This is a genomic window from Vibrio sp. C8, assembly GCF_054051265.1.
On sequence record NZ_JBPAOE010000053.1, the window covers coordinates 49,034 to 72,096 of the forward strand.

Annotated in this window: 18 protein-coding genes; 15 read left to right on the forward strand and 3 right to left on the reverse strand. The window is 42.9% G+C overall.

What is annotated here, in order from left to right; all coding sequences use genetic code 11:
• The first annotated feature begins 9 nt into the window (after positions 1 to 9).
• The 11 genes from ndk (at position 10) to ACRQQK_RS20585 (ending at position 12,884) form a co-directional block, all read left to right on the forward strand.
• Complete coding sequence (gene ndk, locus ACRQQK_RS20535) at positions 10 to 450, forward strand: nucleoside-diphosphate kinase (protein WP_042489669.1); 441 nt, start codon at positions 10 to 12, stop codon at positions 448 to 450.
• 250 nt (positions 451 to 700) lie between these two features.
• Complete coding sequence (locus tag ACRQQK_RS20540; RefSeq protein WP_457514508.1) at positions 701 to 1,822, forward strand: bifunctional tRNA (adenosine(37)-C2)-methyltransferase TrmG/ribosomal RNA large subunit methyltransferase RlmN; 1,122 nt, start codon at positions 701 to 703, stop codon at positions 1,820 to 1,822.
• A 317-nt stretch (positions 1,823 to 2,139) separates the two neighbouring features.
• Entirely contained in the window at positions 2,140 to 3,132 is a 993-nt protein-coding gene (rodZ, locus tag ACRQQK_RS20545) for a cytoskeleton protein RodZ (RefSeq protein WP_457514510.1), read from the forward strand.
• Positions 3,133 to 3,140: 8 nt separating this feature from the next.
• Entirely contained in the window at positions 3,141 to 4,265 is a 1,125-nt protein-coding gene (gene ispG / locus ACRQQK_RS20550; RefSeq protein ID WP_457514511.1) for a flavodoxin-dependent (E)-4-hydroxy-3-methylbut-2-enyl-diphosphate synthase, read from the forward strand.
• A 25-nt stretch (positions 4,266 to 4,290) separates the two neighbouring features.
• On the forward strand, positions 4,291 to 5,559 hold the full coding sequence (gene hisS, locus ACRQQK_RS20555; protein ID WP_457514513.1) for a histidine--tRNA ligase: 1,269 nt from the start codon (positions 4,291 to 4,293) through the stop codon (positions 5,557 to 5,559).
• A gap of 63 nt (positions 5,560 to 5,622) precedes the next feature.
• Positions 5,623 to 6,237, forward strand: a complete 615-nt coding sequence (locus tag ACRQQK_RS20560; RefSeq protein ID WP_457514515.1) for a YfgM family protein — start codon at positions 5,623 to 5,625, stop codon at positions 6,235 to 6,237.
• A gap of 12 nt (positions 6,238 to 6,249) precedes the next feature.
• Complete coding sequence (bamB, locus tag ACRQQK_RS20565; protein WP_457514516.1) at positions 6,250 to 7,410, forward strand: outer membrane protein assembly factor BamB; 1,161 nt, start codon at positions 6,250 to 6,252, stop codon at positions 7,408 to 7,410.
• A gap of 300 nt (positions 7,411 to 7,710) precedes the next feature.
• Positions 7,711 to 9,195, forward strand: coding sequence for a ribosome biogenesis GTPase Der (gene der, locus ACRQQK_RS20570; protein ID WP_457514518.1), 1,485 nt, complete (start codon positions 7,711 to 7,713; stop codon positions 9,193 to 9,195).
• 103 nt (positions 9,196 to 9,298) lie between these two features.
• A complete protein-coding gene (locus ACRQQK_RS20575) occupies positions 9,299 to 10,171 on the forward strand; it encodes an alanyl-tRNA editing protein (protein WP_457514520.1) in 873 nt (290 codons plus the stop codon).
• A gap of 257 nt (positions 10,172 to 10,428) precedes the next feature.
• Positions 10,429 to 10,650, forward strand: a complete 222-nt coding sequence (locus tag ACRQQK_RS20580) for a zinc ribbon domain-containing protein (RefSeq protein ID WP_042489686.1) — start codon at positions 10,429 to 10,431, stop codon at positions 10,648 to 10,650.
• A gap of 158 nt (positions 10,651 to 10,808) precedes the next feature.
• A complete protein-coding gene (locus ACRQQK_RS20585; RefSeq protein WP_457514522.1) occupies positions 10,809 to 12,884 on the forward strand; it encodes an EAL domain-containing protein in 2,076 nt (691 codons plus the stop codon).
• Between the two features lie 94 nt (positions 12,885 to 12,978).
• On the opposite strand, the gene xseA is transcribed toward ACRQQK_RS20585, so the two are convergent.
• Positions 12,979 to 14,310 carry an exodeoxyribonuclease VII large subunit gene (gene xseA, locus ACRQQK_RS20590; RefSeq protein ID WP_457514524.1) on the reverse strand — a complete coding sequence of 444 codons (1,332 nt, stop codon included), beginning with the start codon at positions 14,308 to 14,310 and terminating at the stop codon, positions 12,979 to 12,981.
• A 230-nt stretch (positions 14,311 to 14,540) separates the two neighbouring features.
• On the opposite strand from xseA, the gene guaB reads away from it, so the two are divergent.
• The 4 genes from guaB to ACRQQK_RS20610 all read left to right on the forward strand — a co-directional run bounded on the left by guaB (position 14,541) and on the right by ACRQQK_RS20610 (position 19,762).
• Positions 14,541 to 16,004 carry an IMP dehydrogenase gene (guaB, locus tag ACRQQK_RS20595; protein ID WP_457514526.1) on the forward strand — a complete coding sequence of 488 codons (1,464 nt, stop codon included), beginning with the start codon at positions 14,541 to 14,543 and terminating at the stop codon, positions 16,002 to 16,004.
• A 112-nt stretch (positions 16,005 to 16,116) separates the two neighbouring features.
• Positions 16,117 to 17,670, forward strand: coding sequence for a glutamine-hydrolyzing GMP synthase (guaA, locus tag ACRQQK_RS20600; protein ID WP_457514528.1), 1,554 nt, complete (start codon positions 16,117 to 16,119; stop codon positions 17,668 to 17,670).
• Positions 17,671 to 17,986: 316 nt separating this feature from the next.
• Positions 17,987 to 18,592 carry an acetate uptake transporter gene (locus tag ACRQQK_RS20605; RefSeq protein WP_457514530.1) on the forward strand — a complete coding sequence of 202 codons (606 nt, stop codon included), beginning with the start codon at positions 17,987 to 17,989 and terminating at the stop codon, positions 18,590 to 18,592.
• A gap of 225 nt (positions 18,593 to 18,817) precedes the next feature.
• Entirely contained in the window at positions 18,818 to 19,762 is a 945-nt protein-coding gene (locus tag ACRQQK_RS20610; protein ID WP_457514532.1) for a bile acid:sodium symporter family protein, read from the forward strand.
• A 64-nt stretch (positions 19,763 to 19,826) separates the two neighbouring features.
• Here ACRQQK_RS20610 and ACRQQK_RS20615 read toward each other — a convergent pair whose 3' ends face one another.
• Both ACRQQK_RS20615 and ACRQQK_RS20620 read right to left on the reverse strand, forming a co-directional pair.
• On the reverse strand, positions 19,827 to 21,392 hold the full coding sequence (locus tag ACRQQK_RS20615; RefSeq protein ID WP_457514534.1) for an alanine/glycine:cation symporter family protein: 1,566 nt from the start codon (positions 21,390 to 21,392) through the stop codon (positions 19,827 to 19,829).
• A gap of 341 nt (positions 21,393 to 21,733) precedes the next feature.
• On the reverse strand, positions 21,734 to 22,990 hold the full coding sequence (locus tag ACRQQK_RS20620) for a D-amino acid dehydrogenase (protein ID WP_457514535.1): 1,257 nt from the start codon (positions 22,988 to 22,990) through the stop codon (positions 21,734 to 21,736).
• Between the last annotated feature and the right edge of the window lie 73 nt (positions 22,991 to 23,063).

Genomic DNA, 23,063 nt, shown 5'->3' on the forward strand with positions numbered 1-23,063 from the left:
GGACATCTTATGGCCCTAGAAAGAACATTTTCTATCATTAAGCCTGACGCCGTGGAACGTGATCTAATCGGTGAGATTTATCATCGTATTGAAAAGGCAGGACTACGTATTATCGCAGCGAAAATGCTTCGTCTGACTGATGAACAAGCAAGCGGTTTTTACGCAGAACACGAAGGAAAACCATTCTTTGAACCGCTAAAAGAGTTTATGACTTCTGGCCCAATAATGGTTCAAGTTCTTGAAGGTGAAGATGCAATTACCCGTTATCGTGAGCTGATGGGTAAGACCAATCCTGAAGAAGCAGCATGTGGCACTATCCGTGCTGATTACGCACTCAGCATGCGTCATAACTCAGTACACGGCAGTGATAGCCCTGAGTCTGCTGCACGCGAAATTGAATTCTTTTTCCCTGAATCAGAAATCTGTCCTCGCTCAGAAGCTGTAGTTTAATTTTAAAAAGCTCCTGAAAGGGAGCTTTTTTCTGCCCGCCAGATACTTCTTGCGACACTGAAATCTCTGTTTTTTAGCCACTTCACTTAGTATTCATCTCTTGTTTGCTATTTTTTTATTTTTCTGTTTATTTTTTATTCAATGGCTTGTAAATACCCCAGTAAACTCATGGTATTGCAGCCCTTGTCGTTATTGACTAAAGGCTGTACAATTCGCGCCCTTAATTATAGTTCCATCTTTGAGAGGCTACATGACCACACAAAAAGTCAATTTACTTGATTTTGATCGCAAGGCTATGCGTTCATTTTTCGCTGATGAACTGGGTGAAAAAGCATTCCGCGCAGACCAGGTGATGAAGTGGATTTACCATTTTGGTTGTGATGACTTCGACAAGATGACCAATATTAATAAGCAGCTGCGCGAAAAGCTGATTCAAAAGTGTGAAATTCGTGCACCGTACGTTTCTGAAGCTCAACACTCTAGTGATGGCACCATCAAATGGGCGATGAAAGTGGGTGATCAGGACGTAGAAACGGTTTATATCCCAGACGAGGATCGTGCAACACTTTGTGTCTCTTCTCAGGTAGGCTGTGCGCTTGAATGTAAATTCTGTTCAACTGCTCAGCAAGGCTTTAACCGTAACTTACGTGTATCTGAAATCATCGGTCAGGTATGGCGTGCAGCGCGTGAAATTGGTTTAGAAAAAGAAACAGGCCGTCGTCCTATTACTAACGTAGTGATGATGGGCATGGGCGAGCCACTTCTGAATATGAAGAACTTGATTCCAGCGTTAGAAATCATGTTGGATGACCTAGGTTTTGGTCTTTCTAAGCGCCGTGTAACGGTTTCGACTTCTGGTGTGGTTTCAGGTTTAGACCAAATGACTGGTCAAATCGATGTTGCTTTAGCGATTTCACTTCATGCGCCAAACGATAAGCTGCGCAGTCAAATTATGCCGATCAATGACCGTTGGGATATTCAAGATTTCCTAGCGTCTGTTCGTCGCTATATTGCTTCATCAAATGCAAACCGTGGCAAAGTGACGGTTGAGTATGTACTTCTCGATCATGTGAACGATGGTACAGAGCATGCCCACGAGTTAGCTCAATTAATGAAAGACACACCTTGTAAGATCAACTTGATTCCGTTTAACCCCTATCCGGGTTCACCGTACAAGAAACCAAGTAACTCACGAATTGATCGTTTCCAGAAAACTCTGATGCAGTACGAACATACCGTAACGATTCGTAAAACACGTGGTGATGATATTGATGCGGCGTGTGGTCAGTTGGTTGGTGATGTTATTGACCGTACCAAACGTACTAAAATCAAGCAGGTGGATGAGCAAGCTATCCCTGTAAAACAGATTTAGAAAGAAATATAAGTAAGCCAGAGTTCACTCTGGCTTACTTACTTTTGGAATTAATCCTACAAAATATGCCTTTTTGATGTCAGTTTAAGCAAAAACCTTGACGTGTCTGTAATTTCTTTTCCAAATGCTTGTTGTTTACAGGCTAATATCTATTAGAATGTTTCACTATTATCAAAAGTAAATGCAAACTACTGGCGATATCCAACATAAATGAATTTTCACCTGTTGAAGTCATCGACATTGATTGCTACTAACAAATCAATAATAAAAGCGACGAAGCGATACTTGAGCACAAAAACACGAGACAGACATCGCGGATGAATACTGAACATAAAGAACAAGAAAACCCAATCGTCGAAGAAACATCAACTGTAGAACAAGAAGCAGCATTTGTAGAACCAGGAACCCTGTTAAGAGAAAAGCGCGAAGCATTAGGGTTAACACAACAACAAGTCGCTGATCGTTTGAGATTGCGTTTATCCATCGTTCAAAACTTAGAAGCTAACAACTTTGAATCTGATTTAGTCGCTACCTTTATTCGCGGCTATTTGCGTTCTTATGCCAAAGCGGTTGGATTGAAAGAATCTGAAGTTTTGCAAGCCTATGAGAAAAGCACAGCAGCAGAACCTCAAGAGCAAACCATGCAAAGCTTCTCTAAGAAAACCAAGCGTGCGAAACACGATAGCCACATTATGACAATTACTTGGGTCATATTGGTGATTCTTATCGGTATGTCATCACTTTGGTGGTGGCAGAACCACAGAGACAGTGGATTCGAAGCGGACAAAGATGCTGAAGTTTCAGCGGTTTTGAGTAATGAGTCCTCATTGCAGGATTCTCGTAACGATCAAGAGTTTGCAACGGTTAGCGAATTAACTGAAGAATCAGGCGAAGAGCCTGTTGAATCATTCTCTCCTGCTGATGAAGTTCAAGCGGCAGAACAAACTGAAGAAACGGCAGTTGAAGAAGTTGAACCTGCGATTAGCGAACAAGCGTCAGTTGCAGTGGAAGAAGAACCTGCTGTTGTTGAAGAGCCAGTTGCTGAAGCGCCTGTTGTTGAACAATCAGAAGCAGGCCACTTGCTAACACTTTCTTTCTCAGCGGATTGCTGGATTCAAGTTAAAGATGCTACGGGTAAAACCTTGTCGACAGGCATTAAACAAGCAGGTCAAACACTGAATTTACGCGGGCAAAAACCTCTACAAGTGATTCTTGGCGCTCCAGAGAGCGTATCAATGACATTTGCAAGTGAACCTGTAGACCTTTCTGGGTATACTTCAGGCAAAGTAGCAAGACTCACCTTACCTTAGACAATACTATGCAACACGAATCTCCGATCAAACGTCGTCCTTCTACACGTATTTATGTAGGGGATGTGCCAATTGGCGATGGTGCGCCAATTGCTGTGCAATCAATGACCAATACAAGAACGACTGACGTGGAAGCGACAGTCGCTCAGATCAAAGCTTTGGAAAATGTAGGCGCAGACATCGTTCGCGTATCTGTTCCGACGATGGAAGCTGCCGAAGCATTCAAGCTCATCAAACAGCAAGTCTCTGTGCCGCTCGTTGCGGATATTCATTTCGATTATCGTATCGCATTGAAAGTGGCAGAGTACGGTGTCGACTGTTTACGTATCAACCCGGGTAACATTGGCAATGAATCTCGCATCCGTTCTGTTGTTGACTGTGCGCGTGATAAAAATATCCCGATTCGTATCGGTGTAAACGGCGGCTCATTAGAAAAAGATCTGCAAATGAAATATGGCGAGCCAACACCAGAAGCATTGGTGGAATCGGCGATGCGCCATGTGGATATTCTTGATCGCCTGAACTTTGATCAGTTTAAAGTCAGTGTGAAAGCTTCCGATGTGTTCCTTGCGGTTGACTCATACCGCTTACTGGCGAAGAAAATCGACCAGCCACTGCATTTAGGTATTACTGAAGCTGGCGGTGCTCGTGCTGGTTCGGTGAAGTCTGCGGTTGGCTTAGGCATGCTGTTAGCGGAAGGTATCGGCGATACTTTACGCATATCTTTAGCTGCCAATCCGGTTGAAGAAATTAAAGTCGGTTTCGATATTTTGAAATCACTGCGTATCCGTTCTCGCGGTATTAACTTCATCGCTTGTCCGAGCTGTTCTCGTCAAGAGTTTGATGTTATTTCTACTGTGAACGAGCTGGAACAACGATTGGAAGACATTTTGACGCCAATGGATGTTTCCATTATTGGCTGCGTAGTAAACGGCCCGGGCGAAGCGGAAGTTTCCCATTTAGGTCTGGCAGGCAGCAATAAGAAAAGCGCATTTTATGAAGACGGCGTTCGTCAAAAAGAACGTTTTGACAACGACGACCTAGTTGCTCAGCTTGAAGCGAAAATTCGCGCCAAAGCATCAATGTTAGATGAGAAGAACCGCATCAACATTCAGCAACTTGAACAAGATTAATCTAAACGATATTACGGTAACTATTTTGGCAAAGACTATTCAAGCAATCCGAGGCATGAACGACTGTCTCCCAACTCAGTCTCCACTTTGGCAAAAAGTGGAAGGCACGGTAAAAAACGTAATTAGTGCTTACGGCTATAACGAAGTTCGTATGCCTATCGTTGAGATGACACATCTATTTAGCCGTGCGATTGGTGAAGTCACTGATGTTGTTGAAAAAGAGATGTACACCTTTGAAGATCGTAACGGTGATAGCTTAACGCTCCGCCCAGAAGGTACCGCTGGTTGTGTACGTTCTGGTATCGAAAATGGTCTATTGTACAACCAAGAACAACGTCTGTGGTACATGGGCCCAATGTTCCGTCATGAGCGCCCTCAGAAAGGTCGCTACCGTCAGTTCCACCAATGTGGTGTGGAAGTATTTGGCCTTGATGGACCAGATGTCGATGCTGAATTGATCATGATGACGGCACGTATGTGGCGCGAACTTGGCATTTCTCAACATGTACGCCTTGAGCTGAACTCAATCGGTTCACTTGACGCTCGTGCGAACTACCGTACAGCTTTAATTGAGTATTTAGAGCAGTATATGGATGTACTGGATGACGACTGTAAGCGTCGTTTATACACCAACCCTCTGCGTGTACTGGATACTAAAAATCCAGACGTTCAAGCCGTATTAGGTGATGCACCTAAGCTGTCTGATTACCTAGATGAAGAGTCAAAACAACATTTTGTAGGTTTATGTGAACTTCTTGATGTTGCAGGTATCGAATATACGGTTAACGAGCGTTTGGTTCGTGGTCTGGATTACTACAACCGCACTGTATTTGAGTGGATCACTGAAAGTCTTGGTTCACAAGGTACTGTATGTGGCGGTGGTCGCTACGACGGTCTTGTTGAGCAGCTAGGTGGAAAACCAACACCAGCTGTAGGCTTTGCTATGGGTCTAGAACGTTTAGTGTTGATGATGGAAACATTAGGCAACACAGATGTTCGTCGCAGCGTTGATGTTTATGTGGTGACGGCTGGCGAAGGTACTCTCTCTGCGGGCATGAAGCTTGCCGAGCAAATCCGTGAACAAGTTCCAGGTCTTCGCGTAATGACACACTTCGGCGGCGGAAACTTTAAGAAACAGTTTAAGCGTGCAGACAAAGTTGGTGCTGCGATAGCATTAGTTTTGGGTGAGGACGAAGTTGCAGCTAACACCGTGGTTGTAAAAGACCTAGCAGGCGGCGAGCAAGAAACAATTTCTCAAGCAGAGATCGCGAGCAAGCTGGCTCATCTGATCTAATAGCGCATTTTTAGAGATACATATGCCAATGCTCGTCATTGGCATTTATAAAGAGGATAGGAAGTGGAACTCTACGATACTGAAGAACAACAAGTAGAAGCGATCAAAGATTGGTGGAAGGAAAATGGCAAAGCCGTAATGTTAGGTGCTGTCATTGGCTTAGGTGGTCTTTTTGGTTGGCGTTTTTATCAAGATAGCGTAACCGAAGCGAAAGAGGCTGCTTCAGAAGCTTATACTCAAGCAATCCTGTCTCTATCCTCTAAAGGTATTGATGCGAGCGGTGATGTTCAAAGCTTTATTGATGGCAATAAAGACACTGAGTATTCAGTGCTAGCAGCAATGCAACTTGCAAAAGCTCAAATTGAAGCGGGTAACTTAGACGAAGCTTTAGCACAACTTGAGTGGGCGAAAGGCACCACTAAAGATGCAGCGTTAAAACCAGTGATTACTTTACGCGTTGCTCGAGTTCAGGCTGAGCAAGGTGACTTTGACGTTGCATTAACTGAGCTGAACAATATTACAGAAGAAGGTTGGGCTGGCCGAGTGGCTGAATTGCGCGGTGATATTTCTCTGCGTAAGGGCGACACTGCTGCTGCTTATGCCGCTTACACTGAAGCGCAACAAGCTACAGATGCAAGCCAAACGTTGCAAATTAAACTGGACGACCTAGCCAAGTAAGGGCACAAGTTGATGAAAAAGATGTTCAACAAAGTGCTTCTGTCCTCAGCTGTGTTAGCACTGCTAGCCGGCTGTGCCAGCGAAGAAGAAAACGTTGTGATGGCACCTGTGCCAGTGGTGAAAAGTGAATTTACGCCTCAGTCACTGTGGAGTACTTCTATCGGTGATGGCGTTGGTCATTACTTTTCTAAGCTGTCACCCGATTTTGCTTACGGCAAAATTTTCGTTGCAAGCCGTGACGGTATTGTAAAAGCGCTTGATCCTGAAAATGGCAAAGAGATCTGGAAAGTCGATCTGGAAGAAGATGTTTCTGCCCGTCTTTCCGGCGGCATTGTTGCTGCGTATGGTCAAATTTACATTGGCAGTGAAAATGGCGTTGTTATTGCTTTAGATGCTGAGACTGGTGAAGAGTCTTGGAAAGTGAAAGTTGAAGGTGAAGTATTAGCTTCACCTGTGGCGGACAACAACCTTGTTATTGTCAATACCAGTCGTGGTGCGTTAGTTGCACTGGATCAGGCGACAGGTAGCCAGAAATGGACAATCAGTACGGAAGTGCCGAATTTAACGCTACGTGGTGACAGCCAACCTGCCGCTGTTTCTGGTGGCGTGTTCTGGGGGACTCCAAGTGGTCGACTAGCTGCGGCAATTTCTGCTCGTGGTCAGCTTATTTGGCAACAGCCAGTAGGCCAACCTAAAGGTGCGACTGAAATTGACCGTTTAGTGGATGTCGATGCGTCTCCTGTGATCATCGGCGGAACGCTTTACACGATTGGTTTCAATGGTCAGTTAATTGCAGTTGATCTGCGTTCTGGTAATCCTATCTGGAAACGTAATTACTCTTCTGCAACTGATATGGCTACTGATGGCGGTCGTCTATTCCTAGTGACTGATAAAGATCACTTAGTTGCGGTGGATTCTCGCAGTGGTACTGAGCTATGGAAGAATGACCAATTAGAGAACCGTTTGCTAACAGCGCCAAAAGTTATCGAAGGTTACGTGGTCGTGGGTGACAGTGAAGGTTATCTACACTGGATTGATCGTAGCTCAGGTGAGTTTGTTGCTCAGCAGTTGATTGACGATAGCGGTTTTGCTGTTGGTCCAATGGCGATTGATGGCGGTTACGTTCTAGTTACTCGCGATGGCGATGTAAAGAAACTGACGATCAAAAAGTAAATTGTGATATCATTCACACACGGCTCCTAGCTGGAAACAGTTAGGAGCCGTTTTATTGAAATAAACAATGTGGTTATAGGTAATACTTATATATAACCTTCCTACTTGAAGCTGCAGCGGTGTTGACTAAGTTCGTTCACATCAATCACGCATGGTAATTTGCGGTCATTTGCCGCCTACCTGCAACTCCAAGTAGTTTGGGTGTAATTCGCGTAGGCGGATATATTGGTATAAAGCTGATTGGTTGTTTTCTCAGTCATTACCTATAACTACATATGATTAATAATTGTAGAGGTTGTTATGATACCTGTTGTTGCTCTTGTAGGGCGTCCTAACGTAGGTAAATCGACACTGTTTAACCGTTTAACTCGCACGCGCGATGCTTTGGTTGCAGATTTTCCTGGTTTAACTCGTGACCGTAAATACGGTCAAGCAAAGCTAGGTGAGCACGATTTTATTGTGATTGATACTGGTGGTATTGATGGCAGTGAAGAAGGTGTCGAAACAAAAATGGCTGCACAATCGCTCGCTGCGATTGAAGAGGCTGATGTTGTACTGTTTATGGTGGACGGCCGTGCAGGGCTAACTGTAGCAGATGAAGCGATTGCACAACATCTCCGCCGCATTGAAAAGAACAGTATTTTAGTTGTAAACAAAGTGGATGGTATTGATCCAGACGCAGCAAGTGCTGAGTTCTGGCAACTTGGTATGGAAAGCATGTATCAAATCGCGGCAGCACACGGTCGTGGTGTTGGCGCTCTGATTGATCGTGCGTTAAGTCCGATTGCTGAAGAGATGCAAGCTGAAGATGGACTTCTAGAAGATCTCACTGAGTTTGAAGATTCAGAAGAAGAACAACTTGAGTACACAGAAGAAGAAGCTGAAGAAGTATACAAACGTTTGCAAGATCAGCCAATTAAACTGGCGATTATCGGTCGTCCAAACGTTGGTAAGTCAACGCTAACTAACCGTATTTTGGGTGAAGAACGTGTTGTAGTTTACGATATGCCGGGAACTACGCGTGATTCTATCTATATTCCGATGAAGCGTGATGAGCGTGAATACGTGCTGATTGATACGGCCGGTGTTCGTCGTCGCAAACGCGTTAACGAAACGGTTGAGAAATTCTCAGTAGTCAAAACGTTGAAAGCAATTGAAGATGCCAACGTGGTTCTACTAGTTGTCGATGCACGTGAAAACATCTCTGATCAAGACTTAAGCTTGTTGGGTTTTGCTCTGAACGCAGGTCGTTCAATTGTTATCGCTGTTAATAAATGGGATGGCTTAGACACTGACGTTAAAGAGCACGTTAAGAAAGAGCTGGATCGTCGTTTAGGCTTCGTTGACTTCGCTCGTATTCACTTTATTTCTGCGTTACATGGCACAGGTGTTGGTCACTTGTTTGAATCTGTTCAAGAGGCATACAAGTCTGCGACAACTCGTGTTGGTACATCGGTTCTGACTCGTATCATGAAGATGGCGACGGAAGATCACCAGCCGCCGATGGTTCGTAGCCGTCGTGTGAAACTGAAATACGCGCATGCTGGTGGTTATAACCCACCAATCGTGGTTGTACACGGTAACCTTGTTAAAGAACTACCAGACTCTTACAAGCGTTATCTGATGAACTACTTCCGTAAGTCACTGGATATCATGGGTACACCGATTCGTATTCAGTTCCAGAACAGCGAAAACCCATTTGAAGGTAAAACCAACAAAATGACGTTATCGCAAGAGCGCAAACGTAAGCGCCTAATGACCATGATGAAAGGTCGCAGAAAATAACGCTTTTTAAGAGCCCAAGCATTGCTTGGGCTTTTTTCTGTTATCTGTAAACCTCTGCTTTATGCGGAGGTGATTGCTAATCATAACCGTCCGATAATTTGATATGCCATATTCACCTACTCAAGTCACTTTTACACAATCCATTTATCACCTCTCAAGCGAGGTACAATTTGTTAGAGTTAGCGAAGAAGCACTTTATATTGTGACCTCCCAGACTCCTTTTCATCCTGTGAGCCATATTTGGCCTGACCATCCAGCTGATCGAGGAACACTCGCTATCGGAGAGCATGTCTACACAGTTGAGCACTGCCTTGTAGGGGCTATTAATCAGGCCGAGCATCAGTTGCTGGTCGGTAAAGAGATTCCCGTAAAACGAGATGAACCCGGTTGGGTGTTCGTTGTGGTGCATCAACTCAAGGCAGAAGAAAATGCTGTCAAAGTTCATGATGTAGTGAGTTTAACTGTTGACGATATTTATCAGAACCAGCTTAGCCGTGGTCATAGCGCAGGTCACTTAGCTTACTTAGCGTTAAATAAAGTGTTAGCGGATGGATATTGGCGTAAAGATGCAGACAGGAAAGACCCTCACGGCCACAATGATTTCAATAGTTATGCGCAAGTGACGAGCTTTGTCACAGAAGATCGTTGTGTAGACACGTATCGTCTAGGGAAAACATTGCGTAAGCGTGGTTTGAATAGCGCAGATATGCTAGAAAACTTAGCTAAGATTGAAGAGCAGGTAAATGCTCAGCTTGCGTCTTGGCTAACACTGGGATCAAAAATCGAGATCACCAGACAAGGCGAAAACCTGACGGATTCACGATACTGGCAGTGTGATTTGCAGGAAGGTGAAATAGCGATAATCCCTTGCGGTGGAACGCATTGTGATTCATTGGATAGCTTCAAAGAGATAAAAGTGAAGCTAGTACAACGTGACAGTGAACATATCGAAATGCACACGCATGTAACTCATTAATTGGAAAATGATCCTTTTGTTAAGTTCTGATTTGTTGAGGTTTTAAAGTTACTTGTAGATTATTAGTCTGTTTAAAATCCAAATGCAGAATATGTAACTTATGCTTTCGGTGTGTGGTTATATAAATGTTCTTTTAAGGGTAGATCGCTGAACAAAGCAGATAAAGCGGAAGATCGGATTGAGATCTCTTTAACGATCTTTAATATGTAAGCAGGCGTTTAAACCAAAGATTTAGAATTAGAAGTTGGAGTAGTGTAATGGAAAACTTGTGTCCTCAATGTGACAAAGAGCTTGTGTGGGATGGGCAGTACCACTGCTCATCATGTGAGAGTCATTTTAAAAAGGTTGGATTTTGTCCCGACTGCGAAGCTGAACTCGAGAAATTGCAAGCATGTGGAGCCGCCAACTATTTTTGCAATACCTGTAATGAGCTGAAGTCAAAATCACATATTCGTTTTGAGTTTCAAAAAGTTGACTAATCGGTTTCTTTTAAGTTCTTCTTAATAATAAATCTCACTTATATATCGAGTGAGATTTACCCTACATCCATATCAGTACTTGATATCTATTCTATTCGCTTTTCATCTGTATCATTGGTCGGCTGGGGATCCATACATAGAGTTGGATAAACACTGAAATGAAACAGAAAGAACTCGCGAACATGACCGACAAAGTGTTGCAACGATATTTACTTTGGCTACCAAGCATTCTGATGACGTGTGCCATTGGTACGTCTTTTATCAATCAGCAGCTATTTTCAAATAACTTAATCGCTTCGGTCATTACTAGTGTCGAAGAACAATACATTGCCATGCGAAAAGCTGAAGTTGTCGAACGAGTTGATACAACAATCAAAATGTTGGATGTCATTCGCCAAAGTAACGGTTTCGCGGAAGGTGATATTATTCCGACTGAACTTTTCAATAAGACAATGAATTCTTTTCAGTTGTTAAACGAAAATAATGACGGCTATATTTTTGTCATCGACAAGAACAAAAAGTTCGTAGTACACCGAAATTCAGACAATTTGTTTCGCGATGATATCGACGATAAAGTCGTTCACTATATTTATCAAAGCGCTATAAATGGTCTCTCTTGGGTTGAATACAGCGATAAAGCTTTTAATAACCGTAAAAGTGATGCAGAAGCACAAAAGATCACACACATTCGTTATGTTGATGATTGGGACGTTGTTTTAGGTAGTGGTGAGCTTTTACACGATATTAAAAACTATTCTGAGTCTGAAGCGAAAATGGTAACCGACTTAGTCTTGGAGCAAAAATCCAACCAAAATTTGTTCCATATTCTGGTTTTCATTCTCTTCGCTGGCATCATTTATTACCTAAAAAATATTACAGCCCAAAAGTTGTACGAATATAAATCGGCGATTGAAGAAAAACTTATCCAAATTGAAGAGAAAGACAATGAAATTGCTTTCCGCTCTCTTTATAACGATGTAACTGGTTTACCTAATCGAAAGGCTACTTCCGATTATATTGATAACCTATGTCTGCAAGAAAAAGGTGAAGAGTACCAATTACAATTGATCGACATTGTCGACTTTCAGAAAGTAAATAACCAGTATGGTTTTGCCGTCGGTGACCGAATACTTCGTCAAGTAAGCAGTGCACTTGAAGAGTTAAAGGATGAAACCATGTTCATCGGCCATGTTGGGGCAGACCAATTTGCCGTGATTTGCCAAAAGTCAGTCAGTTTGTGTATTGATATAGAAAAAGAAACAGAAACGTTTGAGAAGTTTGATATCTGCGGTGAAATGATCTCTCTACGTGTCCGTAATGCAGTCGTGAACTTCAAGAACCGAAATATTTTGGGTTCGATCATTGTCCGCAACAGTGAGCTGGCAATGAAGTATGCGAAGGCAAATAATCTATTTCACGTAAACTATTCTTCGTTTATGTCTAAGAGTTCAGAGCGTCATTTTAAAATTTCGAATCTTTTAGATTTAGCTATAGAAAACAAAGAGTTTTATGTTCATTATCAGCCACAAGTCAGTACATTAAACAGTCAGATCATAGGCGTAGAAGCTTTAGTTCGCTGGGATAATGTGGAGCTAGGCCGAGTTGCGCCGTTGGATTTTATTCCTATCGCAGAGAAGAAAGGAATCATTGGCAAGATCAGTGATTTGGTATTGACTCAAGCTTGTAATGACATTCAATCAGTTAGCCCGAATGGTGATGGTGCATTGACTCTTTCAGTCAACATTTCTCCTAATCAGCTTATGGGTAAACGGTTCGTTGAAAATACTATTGAGATCATTGAATCGACAGGTATTGATTCAAATCGTATCGTGTTTGAAATTACTGAAGGTACGTTTTTAAACGATATACCAGGCACTGTTGCAGTGATTGAGCAGCTCAAATCCGTAGGTATTAAGTTCTCAATCGATGATTTTGGCACCGGTTACTCATCTCTAAGCTATCTATCTAAGTTACCCGTTGATGAAGTGAAAATTGATAAAAGCTTTATCAATGATTTAGTCGACGATGAAGATGCTTACAACTTAGTGAAAAGTATCTTGGCGGTTGCGAATATTAAGCAGCTAACCATTGTTGCCGAAGGAGTTGAAACCAAAGAGCAGTCACAAATTCTTGGTGATCTAGCTTGTCACCTACTACAAGGTTATTACTTTTCTCGACCAGTAGATGTAGAGAATCTGACTAAGAAAATAAAAGATAACTTAAAGGTTGAGTAAACCCCGAGTTGTGTTGGAATTCCACTGTGATATTTGCCACTGATAGCCTCAGTGGCATTTTTATTACGGGATAAAACGGGATAAAGAGAAGGGCCTATTTTACGATTGAGCGAATCTCGCCCTCTTTGAGACGAGTGACGATTAGATCACCTTGTCGAACGTCATTGGCATCATGAATAACGTCACCTTGATCGTTTTGAGTGATCGAATAGCCGCGTGACAAAGTCGCTAACGGGCTAACCGCATTCATTTTATCTGTAAGACGTGTAAAGGTATGGCGAGAAGAGACAAGGTATCGCTTCATCGCATCATTCAGTTCTTTTTGCTTACTGGTTAACAGATACTGTTGATTGCGCAATATCTTTTCCGGTGACAATAATTGAAGCTGATGTTTTTGTTTATCGAGATGTTGTTGCGTTTGGTTGATTTGAGCTTGAATTGCACGCTCTAAACGCATGCTGTATTCGTCTAACTGTTGCTGCTGACGTTGTAAACGATTAGCGGGGTGCTGTCTGTCTAAACGATGTTGCAACTGTTTCAACTCCACTTTCTGCTGAGCAAAATAGTGACGCATTGCGCTGGCAATTTTATGGCGATAGTTTTGAAACGCTTGCTTCTTATTGGTGTTGTCTCGGCTAACCAGTTCAGCGGCAGCTGATGGAGTCGGCGCTCGAACATCGGCTACGAAATCGGCAATGGTAACGTCAATTTCGTGCCCAACCGCACTGATAATCGGGATTTGACTGGCAGCAATAGTACGAGCAACAATTTCGTTGTTAAAGCACCATAAATCTTCTAATGAACCACCGCCACGACCTACGATCAACACATCACATTCCGCACGGGAATTCGCACACCCAATCGCTTGAGCAATTTGAATAGCAGCCTCTTCTCCCTGAACAAGAGTAGGGTAGATGATCACAGGCAAGCTTGGATCTCGGCGTTTAAGTACTTGAAGAATATCGTGCAGAGCTGCACCGGTTTTTGATGTGATTACACCCACGCATCTTGGATGTTCAGGAAGGCTTTGCTTTAAGGTATGAGCGAACAAGCCTTCAGAAGCCAACTTCATTTTTAGTTGGTCGAATTCCTGTTGTAAGCGACCATCACCTTCAGGCTGCATACTTTCAATGATGATTTGATAATCACCACGCGGTTCATACAGGGATAATCGTGCTTTCACCAATACTTGCTGGCCATTCTTCGGCTTAAAGTTCACAAAGCGATTATTGCCTTTGAACATGGCGCATTTTACTTGGGCGCGAGAGTCTTTAAGCGTTAGATACCAGTGACCAGAAACAGGAGCAGAGAAATTGGAAATTTCACCAATTAACCAAACGATGCCCATTTCATTTTCTAGTAATAATCGGACTTCAGCATTAAGACGAGAAACGGTGTAGATGTTTGGATTGGTATTGGAAGGCACTAATTTTTCAACCAGACGTGAGTATGGAAATTAGCGGCAATATAATACATAGCAAGGGGCGGAATGCAAATTAAAATGAAAAAAATGTGTAGCCAAGCGATTGCGTCGGGCGTATAATCCGTCCGCAATATCTAATCCAAATGTAAATTTTCGGGATGGTTAAACATTCTATTCGAAAAGGACATTTGGATTGTTTTTATATTTACCCTCTAAATTGTGAGATATTGCAAATGCTTAGAATTGCCAAAGAAGCGCTGACATTCGACGATGTTCTACTCGTACCAGCACACTCCACCGTTCTCCCAAACACTGCCGATCTACATACGCAGCTAACCAAAAATATTACACTAAATATTCCAATGATTTCTGCGTCTATGGACACAGTGACAGAGGCTCGTTTAGCTATCGCTCTTGCACAAGAAGGCGGTATTGGCTTTATTCACAAGAATATGTCAATCGAGCAGCAAGCAGCTGAAGTTCGTAAAGTTAAGAAATTCGAAGCTGGTGTTGTTGTTGACCCTGTCACAGTAAACCCAGAAGCGACGATTGCAGATGTTATTGAACTGACAGAAAAGCACGGTTTTGCTGGTTTCCCAGTGGTAACGGATAACAACGAACTTGTTGGTATCATTACTGGTCGTGATGTTCGTTTTGTTACTGATTTAACAAAAGAAGTTGGCTCAGTGATGACGCCTAAAGAGCGTCTTGCAGCTGTGAAAGAAGGCGCAACCCGCGCTGAAGTTCAAGAAAAAATGCACGAAGCTCGTGTTGAGAAAGTACTGGTTGTGAACGATGAGTTCCAACTAACCGGTATGATCACAGCAAAAGATTTCCACAAAGCAGAACGTAAACCAAACGCATGTAAAGATGCTCGTGGTCGCCTACGTGTAGGTGCTGCAGTAGGTGCCGGCGCTGGTAACGAAGAGCGCGTAGCCGCTCTTGTTGAAGCAGGTGTTGACGTTCTCCTTATCGACTCTTCACACGGTCACTCAGAAGGTGTTCTAAACCGCATCCGTGAAACTCGTGCAGCTTACCCAGACCTAGATATCATTGGTGGTAACGTAGCGACTGGTGCTGGCGCTAAAGCTCTTATTGATGCTGGTGTTAGTGCTGTAAAAGTAGGTATCGGCCCTGGTTCTATCTGTACAACTCGTATTGTAACGGGTGTAGGTGTTCCTCAAATCACAGCAATTTCTGATGCCGCTGAAGTGGCAAATGAATATGGCATTCCAGTCATTGCTGATGGCGGTATCCGTTTCTCTGGCGACATCTGTAAAGCAATCGCAGCTGGCGCATCTTGCGTCATGGTTGGTTCAATGTTCGCAGGTACTGAAGAAGCACCGGGTGAAATCATTCTATACAACGGTCGTTCTTATAAGTCATACCGCGGTATGGGTTCTTTGGGTGCTATGTCTCAAGGTTCTTCAGATCGTTACTTCCAAACTGATAACGCAGCTGACAAGCTCGTTCCAGAAGGTATTGAAGGTCGTATCGCATACAAAGGTCGTCTGAAAGAGATCGTTCATCAACAGATGGGTGGTTTACGTTCAAGCATGGGTCTAACTGGTTCAGCTACTATCGAAGACATGCGTACTAAAGCAGAATTTGTACGTATTTCTGGTGCTGGTATGGCCGAGTCTCACGTACACGACGTTCAAATCACAAAAGAAGCGCCAAACTACCGTTTAGGTTAATTTCGCTAAAGAATATTAATCTAACGTAAACGTTTGCTTTTTACTTGATGACTTATAGAGAGGCGAGTAGACTCGCCTCCGATTCTCCATTTAGCTGATAAGATTGCTCAATATGACAAAGAACATTCATGATCAACGAATTCTGATCCTAGATTTCGGCTCACAATATACTCAACTTGTTGCTCGTCGCGTACGTGAAATCGGTGTTTACTGTGAACTGTGGAGCTGGGACGTAGAAGATGCGGATATTCGCGAATTCAATCCTGATGGCATTATCCTTTCTGGTGGTCCAGAAAGTGTAACTGAACAAAACTCTCCTCGCGCACCTCAATATGTATTTGACTCTGGCGTTCCAGTTCTAGGTGTATGTTACGGCATGCAAACAATGGCAGAACAGCTTGGTGGTCGCGTAGCAAGTTCAGAAGAACGTGAGTTCGGCTACGCACAAGTTAAAGTATCTGGTGAATCTGCGCTGTTCAAAGATCTTGCTGAGATTCAAGATGTTTGGATGAGCCACGGTGATAAAGTTGTTGAAATTCCTGCTGACTTCGTAAAAGTTGGCGAAACAGACACTTGTCCTTACGCGGCAATGGCTAATGAAGAGAAGAAATACTACGGTGTTCAGTTCCACCCAGAAGTAACGCACACGAAACAAGGCCTACAAATGCTAGAGAACTTTGTTCTTGGCGCATGTGGCTGTGAGCGTTTATGGACATCTGAATCTATCATTGAAGACGCAATTGCACGTATCAAAGAACAAGTAGGTGACGATGAAGTTATCCTTGGCTTGTCTGGTGGTGTCGATTCTTCTGTGGTCGCAATGCTTGTTCACCGTGCAATCGGCGACAAACTGACTTGTGTATTCGTAGACAACGGCTTACTTCGCCTTAATGAAGGTGAGCAAGTGATGGAAATGTTTGGCGATAAATTCGGCCTAAACATCATCAAAGTGGATGCTGAAGAGCGTTTCCTAAATGCTCTGGAAGGTAAGTCTGATCCAGAAGAGAAACGTAAGACAATTGGTCACGTGTTTGTTGACGTATTCGATGAAGAGTCGAAGAAGTTGAAAAATGCAAAATGGTTGGCTCAAGGCACCATCTACCCAGATGTGATTGAATCAGCAGCATCTAAGACAGGTAAAGCTCACGTAATCAAATCTCACCATAACGTTGGCGGTTTGCCAGACGATATGGAAATGGGCTTGGTTGAGCCACTACGTGAATTGTTCAAAGATGAAGTACGTAAGATCGGTCTAGAACTTGGTCTTCCATACAATATGCTTTACCGACACCCATTCCCTGGACCAGGTTTAGGTGTTCGCGTTCTTGGTGAAATCAAGAAAGAATACTGTGACTTACTTCGTCGTGCGGATGCTATCTTCATTGAAGAACTACATGCAGCGGATCTATACAACAAAGTATCTCAAGCATTTACGGTATTCCTACCAGTACGCTCAGTAGGCGTAATGGGTGATGGTCGTAAATATGACTGGGTTGTATCGCTACGTGCAGTAGAAACTATCGATTTCATGACTGCGCATTGGGCACACCTACCTTATGATTTCCTAGGTAAAGTGTCTAACCGCATCATCAACGAAGTGAATGGTATTTCACGCGTGGTTTACGACATTTCTGGTAAGCCGCCAGCGACAATCGAGTGGGAATAACATTCGATTAGAGAAAATAGCAAAGCCCCAGAGAACCTCTGGGGCTTTCTTTTTTAAGTTAGAAAATATGTCTGAGTTATTGCAATGCTTAAATATCAAGCAATCGTCCTACGGTGGGTAATTTGCTCGCGTTTTAAATCTATGTTTTTTATAAGGTTATCTTTTCTTTGTACAGTACAAGTAGCTTTTGGTCTTCTGTAACTCAATAACTATAAAAGTGGAATATAAGTTTTTGTAAATGAGGTCTTTATTTTATCTAGCCGTCCATTAAAATCCGCGCGTAAATTTTATCCACTTTTTTTAAGGTACATGAGTAATGTCTACTAAATTAGCTAACCCAGCACCACTTGGTCTAATGGGTTTCGGTATGACTACAATTCTGCTTAACATCCATAACGCAGGTTTCTTTCCACTGGATTCTATGATTCTTGCTATGGGTATTTTCTACGGCGGTTTAGGTCAAGTTATTGTAGGTATTATGTGCTACAACCGTGGTGATACTTTCGGTACAACAGCATTCACTTCTTACGGTCTATTCTGGTTAACACTTGTTGGCTTAATCGTTATGCCAAAAATGGGTCTGCCTGCTAGCCCAGAGCACTTCATGGGTTGGTACTTAGGTCTTTGGGGTATCTTCACTGGTTTCATGTACATTGGTTCTCGCTGCTATCCAATGGCTAAGCAAGTAGTGTTTGCTTCACTTACAATCCTATTCGCTTTACTAGCTCTACGTGATTTCACGGGTAGCGCACTAATCGGTACTATTGCTGGCTTTGAAGGTATCTTCTGCGGCGCAAGCGCAATCTACTTCGCAATGGCTCAAGTTCTTAACGCAGAATACGGTCGTGAAGTGCTACCAGTTGGTAAACCAGCTTTTGTTAAAGAAGAAGTTAAAGTTGAACTAGAAGAAGTTGCAGCTTAATTAACTTTTGAATTCTAGAAAGGTCGACCTATGGTCGGCCTTTTTTTTGTGCGTAAGTTCTAACCCACAGTAAATGTCTGGTTGTTTTATATTCAAAGAGTGGAGTAACGTATTCCTGATACTAGAGCTATGAGTCTAGTTATCCCTTATCGCATGTTGTCATCTAAACGGAAGTGGCAAGTCAGTTGGTAAGGCTTATAAATATAAAATTAAACAGGAATGTATATGTTAAGGATTATCACGCAGCTATTCCCCCTATGGGCAATATTGTTCTCTCTTTGTGCTTACTTTGTACCTAACTTATTCGTTGAGCACAAAGGCCAAATTGTTCCACTTCTCACGATCATTATGCTGGCTATGGGGTTAACCCTAAAACCTAAAGACTTTCTTAATGTTATCCATAATAAGAAGGCAATAGGTGTTGGCTTAATTTTGCAGTTCTCCGTCATGCCTATTGCGGCTTTGTTAATTAGCTTACTGTTGGGGTTCGATCCTATGCTCACTATCGGCATGGTATTGGTTGGCAGCGTGGCAGGTGGTACATCATCAAATGTGATGTGTTATCTGGCAAAAGGGGATGTGGCTTTGTCGATTACTATGACATCAATATCCACCTTGCTAGGTGTGGTACTGACCCCGCTATTGGTTGAGTTATTGGCGGGTAAAGCTGTCGATGTACCTGTCGCTGGTATGCTGATGAGCTTATTGAAGATTGTACTAGTACCCGTTGCTGGTGGCGTTCTGTTGAATGTCTTCTTACGATCAGTCACTGAGAAACTAGAGCCAGTATTACCACTTATTTCAATGGCGGCTATTGTTCTTATTATTGCCATTGTCGTGGCGTTGAATGCTGGAAACCTTGCGACAATCGGTCCAATCGTAGCCCTGGCCGTTATTTTACATAACGGTGTGGGTTTAGCTTCTGGCTATTGGATTTGCCGTGTACTTGGCTTTAATGAAACTGTGTGTCGTACAGTTGCGTTTGAAGTTGGTTTGCAGAATTCAGGCTTAGCAACTGCATTGGCAATGAAATTCTTCACTCCAGCTTCAGCTGTGGCAGGAACTATCTTCTCGATTTGGCATAACTTGTCAGGATCGGTGTTGGCTGGTTACTGGGCAAAACGTCCAAATGCTAATGAAAAAATTATTCAGGAAACAGTGAAAAGCTAAGCTGTCGTTTTCACTGCAAATAAAAAGGGTTAGCTTAGCTAACCCTTTGTCGAACTGTCTAATCTTAGTTAGATGGTTGTTCTGCCGGAGTTCCTGAAACATGTTCTATTCCAGAGTCAGAATCAACAGTTGGCACTTTACCTGTTCTACGTTTGTATTTTTCTTCCCAGTAAGTTGCATTCTTGATGCCAAGTTTTACAGGGTTAAATAGGTAATCTTCTACGCCTTGTTTTTGTTGCTGTTCGTAGTCTTTTAACGCTGCCATTGTTGGTTTAGCCATGAAGAAAATAATCACGATACCAACAATGTTCAACCAAGCCATCATACCTACACCAACGTCACCCATTGCCCACGCAAGGTTTGCTGTTTTCACCGTGCCGTAGAACACAGCAGAAATGATAACCAGTTTTAGGAAGAACATTAGACCGTCAACTTTGAAAGTACGACGAATGTAAGCCACGTTAGTTTCAGCGATGTAGTAGTACGCCAGAATGGTTGTAAATGCGAAGAAGAACAACGCGAATGCAACGAATGGTTTACCAACACCTGGAAGTGCACTTTCAATCGCCATCTGTGTAAATGCAGGGCCGTTTGCCGCTACATCCGCTGCGATGTTCTGCACTAGGAACAGACCTTCAGCACCACCGTGTACGTTGTAAGCACCAGTAATTAGAATCATAAATGCAGTTGCTGAACATACTAACAGTGTATCGATGTAGATAGAAAACGCTTGCACAAGACCTTGTTGAGCAGGGTGATCAACACTTGCTGCCGCTGCAGCGTGAGGACCAGTACCTTGACCCGCTTCGTTAGAGTAAACACCACGTTTCACACCCCAACCAATTGCTGCGCCGATACCAGCCATAGGTGTAAATGCGTCTCCAATAATCATGCCGAAGATTCGTGGTACTTCACCAATGTTTAGCAGAATGATAACGAACGCAGTTACCACATAAGCCAGAGCCATGAATGGCACTACGATTTGTGTGAAGTTAGCTATACGTTTCACACCACCGAAAATAATGAATGCAAGAAGGATTGAAACAATCGTACCAGTGAGAATTTTTGCGAAACTGAATGTACCGATAGCAGTGTCAATCATTGGTCCTGAACCAAATGCAGTCTCAACGGCATTACCAATGCTGTTTGACTGGACACCCGGAAGTAGGACACCACAAGCAAAAATAGTCGCGATAGCAAAAATCCACGCGTACCATTTTTGACCCATTGCTTTTTCGATGTAGTAAGCAGGGCCACCACGGAACTCATGGTTATCTTCTTCTTTATAGATTTGCGCTAGTGTTGATTCTGCATAAGCGGTAGCGGCACCAAAGAATGCTACAACCCACATCCAGAATACCGCACCAGGACCACCAAATCCGATTGCAGCTGCTACGCCTGCAATGTTACCTGTACCTACACGACCTGACAGAGAAACTGCAAGTGCTTGGAACGAAGATATGCCCTTAGAAGAACTTTTACCAGAAAGCAAAAGGCGCCACATTTCGAAGAAATGACGAACCTGAACGAAACGAGTTAGAACTGAATAGAAAACACCTGCGCCAAGACACAGATAAATCAGTGCCGGGCTCCAGATAATTCCATTTAGAAAATCAACAAATGACTGCATTAGTATTTTCCCTGTTGAGTGATAGTTGTGTTTGTTTTGCGCGTTAGATAATAATCTTTTGTAACAGTAATGTTAACCAAATTTTCTCTAAGACTTAATTACTGTGATTTTTCACACGAAATTCTGATTAAAGAGTGAGCGGTAAGTTATAAATTCTAGATTTTGTTAAAAAGTGGTCTTTTATAAATCAGATGTTACTTTTATAAGAATTATACATGCCTATATGAATAAATTTTCATTTTGAGGTTGTTTTGAAATTGCGAGGTTTTGTGGTGGATAATATGTATATACATTAATGAAAAAGGGTCTGAATAGACCCTTTTTCGTGATTGATAGGATTTTTAGCTGTAATAACGAGAAACGCCTAATCCTGTTACATCAATTTTTGCATCACCATGAGTGATGATGTCTGAAAGAATTTGCCCTGATCCGCAGGCCATAGTCCAACCTAAAGTGCCATGGCCAGTGTTGGTGTATAGGTTCTCAATCGGTGTCGAGCCGATGATAGGTGTACCGTCTGGAGTCATAGGGCGGAAGCCAGTCCAGAATTCCGCTTTACTAAAATCGCCACCCTGTGGGAACAAATCACGAGCCACCATCTCAATAGTTTCTTTACGAGCGGTTGGGATGGCAGGATCAAAACCAGCTAATTCAGCGGTGCCTGCAACGCGGATTCTGTCATCAAAACGGGTTAGCGCAACTTTGTAGGTTTCATCCATTACCGTAGAGGTTGGTGCCAATTCCTCATTCACAATCGGTAAGGTTAATGAGTAACCTTTTACTGGGTAGACAGGTACGTCAACGCCCAAAGGCTTCAACATCTGCTTAGAGAAACTGCCTAAAGCAACCACATAAGCGTCTGCTTTCAATAGGCCTTTATCCGTTTGGACACCCATGATCTTTTTGCCTTCAATCTCTAATGATTGAATTTGAGTATCGAATTTAAATTGTACGCCTTGGGATTTCGCCAATTCCGTTAATTGCTGGCAGAAAAGGTAGCAGTCACCCGTTTCATCATCAGGTAAATAGAGACCACCAACCAGCTTGTCTTGCACTGGAGTTAATCCTGGTTCTTGCTTAATACAAGAAGCTACATCCATTAGTTCGAAGCGCACACCGCTTTGCTCTAATAGCTTCATGTCTTTTTCGATAGAAATGAGCTGTTTTTCGGTACGGAATACTTGTAGTGTGCCTTTTTGGCGACCTTGATATTCAACGTTGTGATGCTTCTTAAGTTCTTTCAAACACTCGCGGCTATGATTCGCAATGGCTAGCATGCGAGACTTGTTGATTTGGTAACGAGCAAGTTGGCAGTTCGCCAACATCTGCGTCATCCATTGCAGCATTTGAGGATCAAGCGATGGTTTAACTTTTAAAGGTGCGTGTTTTTCAAATAACCATTTGATCGCTTTTTGAGGAATGCCTGGAGCGGCCCATGGAGATGAATAGCCATATGAGATTTGCCCAGCGTTCGCAAAACTGGTTTCTTCAGCACTACGTGGTTGGCGGTCTACTACCGTCACGCTGTGGCCTGCCTGAGACAAATACCATGCGGATGTTAAACCTACGACACCACTTCCAAGAACGATAACTTCCATTTGAAACTCCTCATTTGTTATAGCGGTAGTTTCTTTGCTTTACCTTTTGTTAACAATCGATAAAAATTATCAG

Bases quoted from the DNA above. Each gene is read 5' to 3' on its own strand.
- guaA (WP_457514528.1), top strand. From the start codon at position 16,117: ATGACAAAGAACATTCATGATCAACGAATTCTGATCCTAGATTTCGGC.
- rodZ (WP_457514510.1), top strand. From the start codon at position 2,140: ATGAATACTGAACATAAAGAACAAGAAAACCCAATCGTCGAAGAAACA.
- guaB (WP_457514526.1), top strand. From the start codon at position 14,541: ATGCTTAGAATTGCCAAAGAAGCGCTGACATTCGACGATGTTCTACTC.
- ACRQQK_RS20615 (WP_457514534.1), bottom strand. From the start codon at position 21,392: ATGCAGTCATTTGTTGATTTTCTAAATGGAATTATCTGGAGCCCGGCA.
- ndk (WP_042489669.1), top strand. From the start codon at position 10: ATGGCCCTAGAAAGAACATTTTCTATCATTAAGCCTGACGCCGTGGAA.
- ispG (WP_457514511.1), top strand. From the start codon at position 3,141: ATGCAACACGAATCTCCGATCAAACGTCGTCCTTCTACACGTATTTAT.
- ACRQQK_RS20580 (WP_042489686.1), top strand. From the start codon at position 10,429: ATGGAAAACTTGTGTCCTCAATGTGACAAAGAGCTTGTGTGGGATGGG.
- der (WP_457514518.1), top strand. From the start codon at position 7,711: ATGATACCTGTTGTTGCTCTTGTAGGGCGTCCTAACGTAGGTAAATCG.
- ACRQQK_RS20620 (WP_457514535.1), bottom strand. From the start codon at position 22,990: ATGGAAGTTATCGTTCTTGGAAGTGGTGTCGTAGGTTTAACATCCGCA.
- ACRQQK_RS20540 (WP_457514508.1), top strand. From the start codon at position 701: ATGACCACACAAAAAGTCAATTTACTTGATTTTGATCGCAAGGCTATG.
- ACRQQK_RS20610 (WP_457514532.1), top strand. From the start codon at position 18,818: ATGTTAAGGATTATCACGCAGCTATTCCCCCTATGGGCAATATTGTTC.
- ACRQQK_RS20575 (WP_457514520.1), top strand. From the start codon at position 9,299: ATGCCATATTCACCTACTCAAGTCACTTTTACACAATCCATTTATCAC.
- ACRQQK_RS20605 (WP_457514530.1), top strand. From the start codon at position 17,987: ATGTCTACTAAATTAGCTAACCCAGCACCACTTGGTCTAATGGGTTTC.
- ACRQQK_RS20585 (WP_457514522.1), top strand. From the start codon at position 10,809: ATGAAACAGAAAGAACTCGCGAACATGACCGACAAAGTGTTGCAACGA.
- bamB (WP_457514516.1), top strand. From the start codon at position 6,250: ATGAAAAAGATGTTCAACAAAGTGCTTCTGTCCTCAGCTGTGTTAGCA.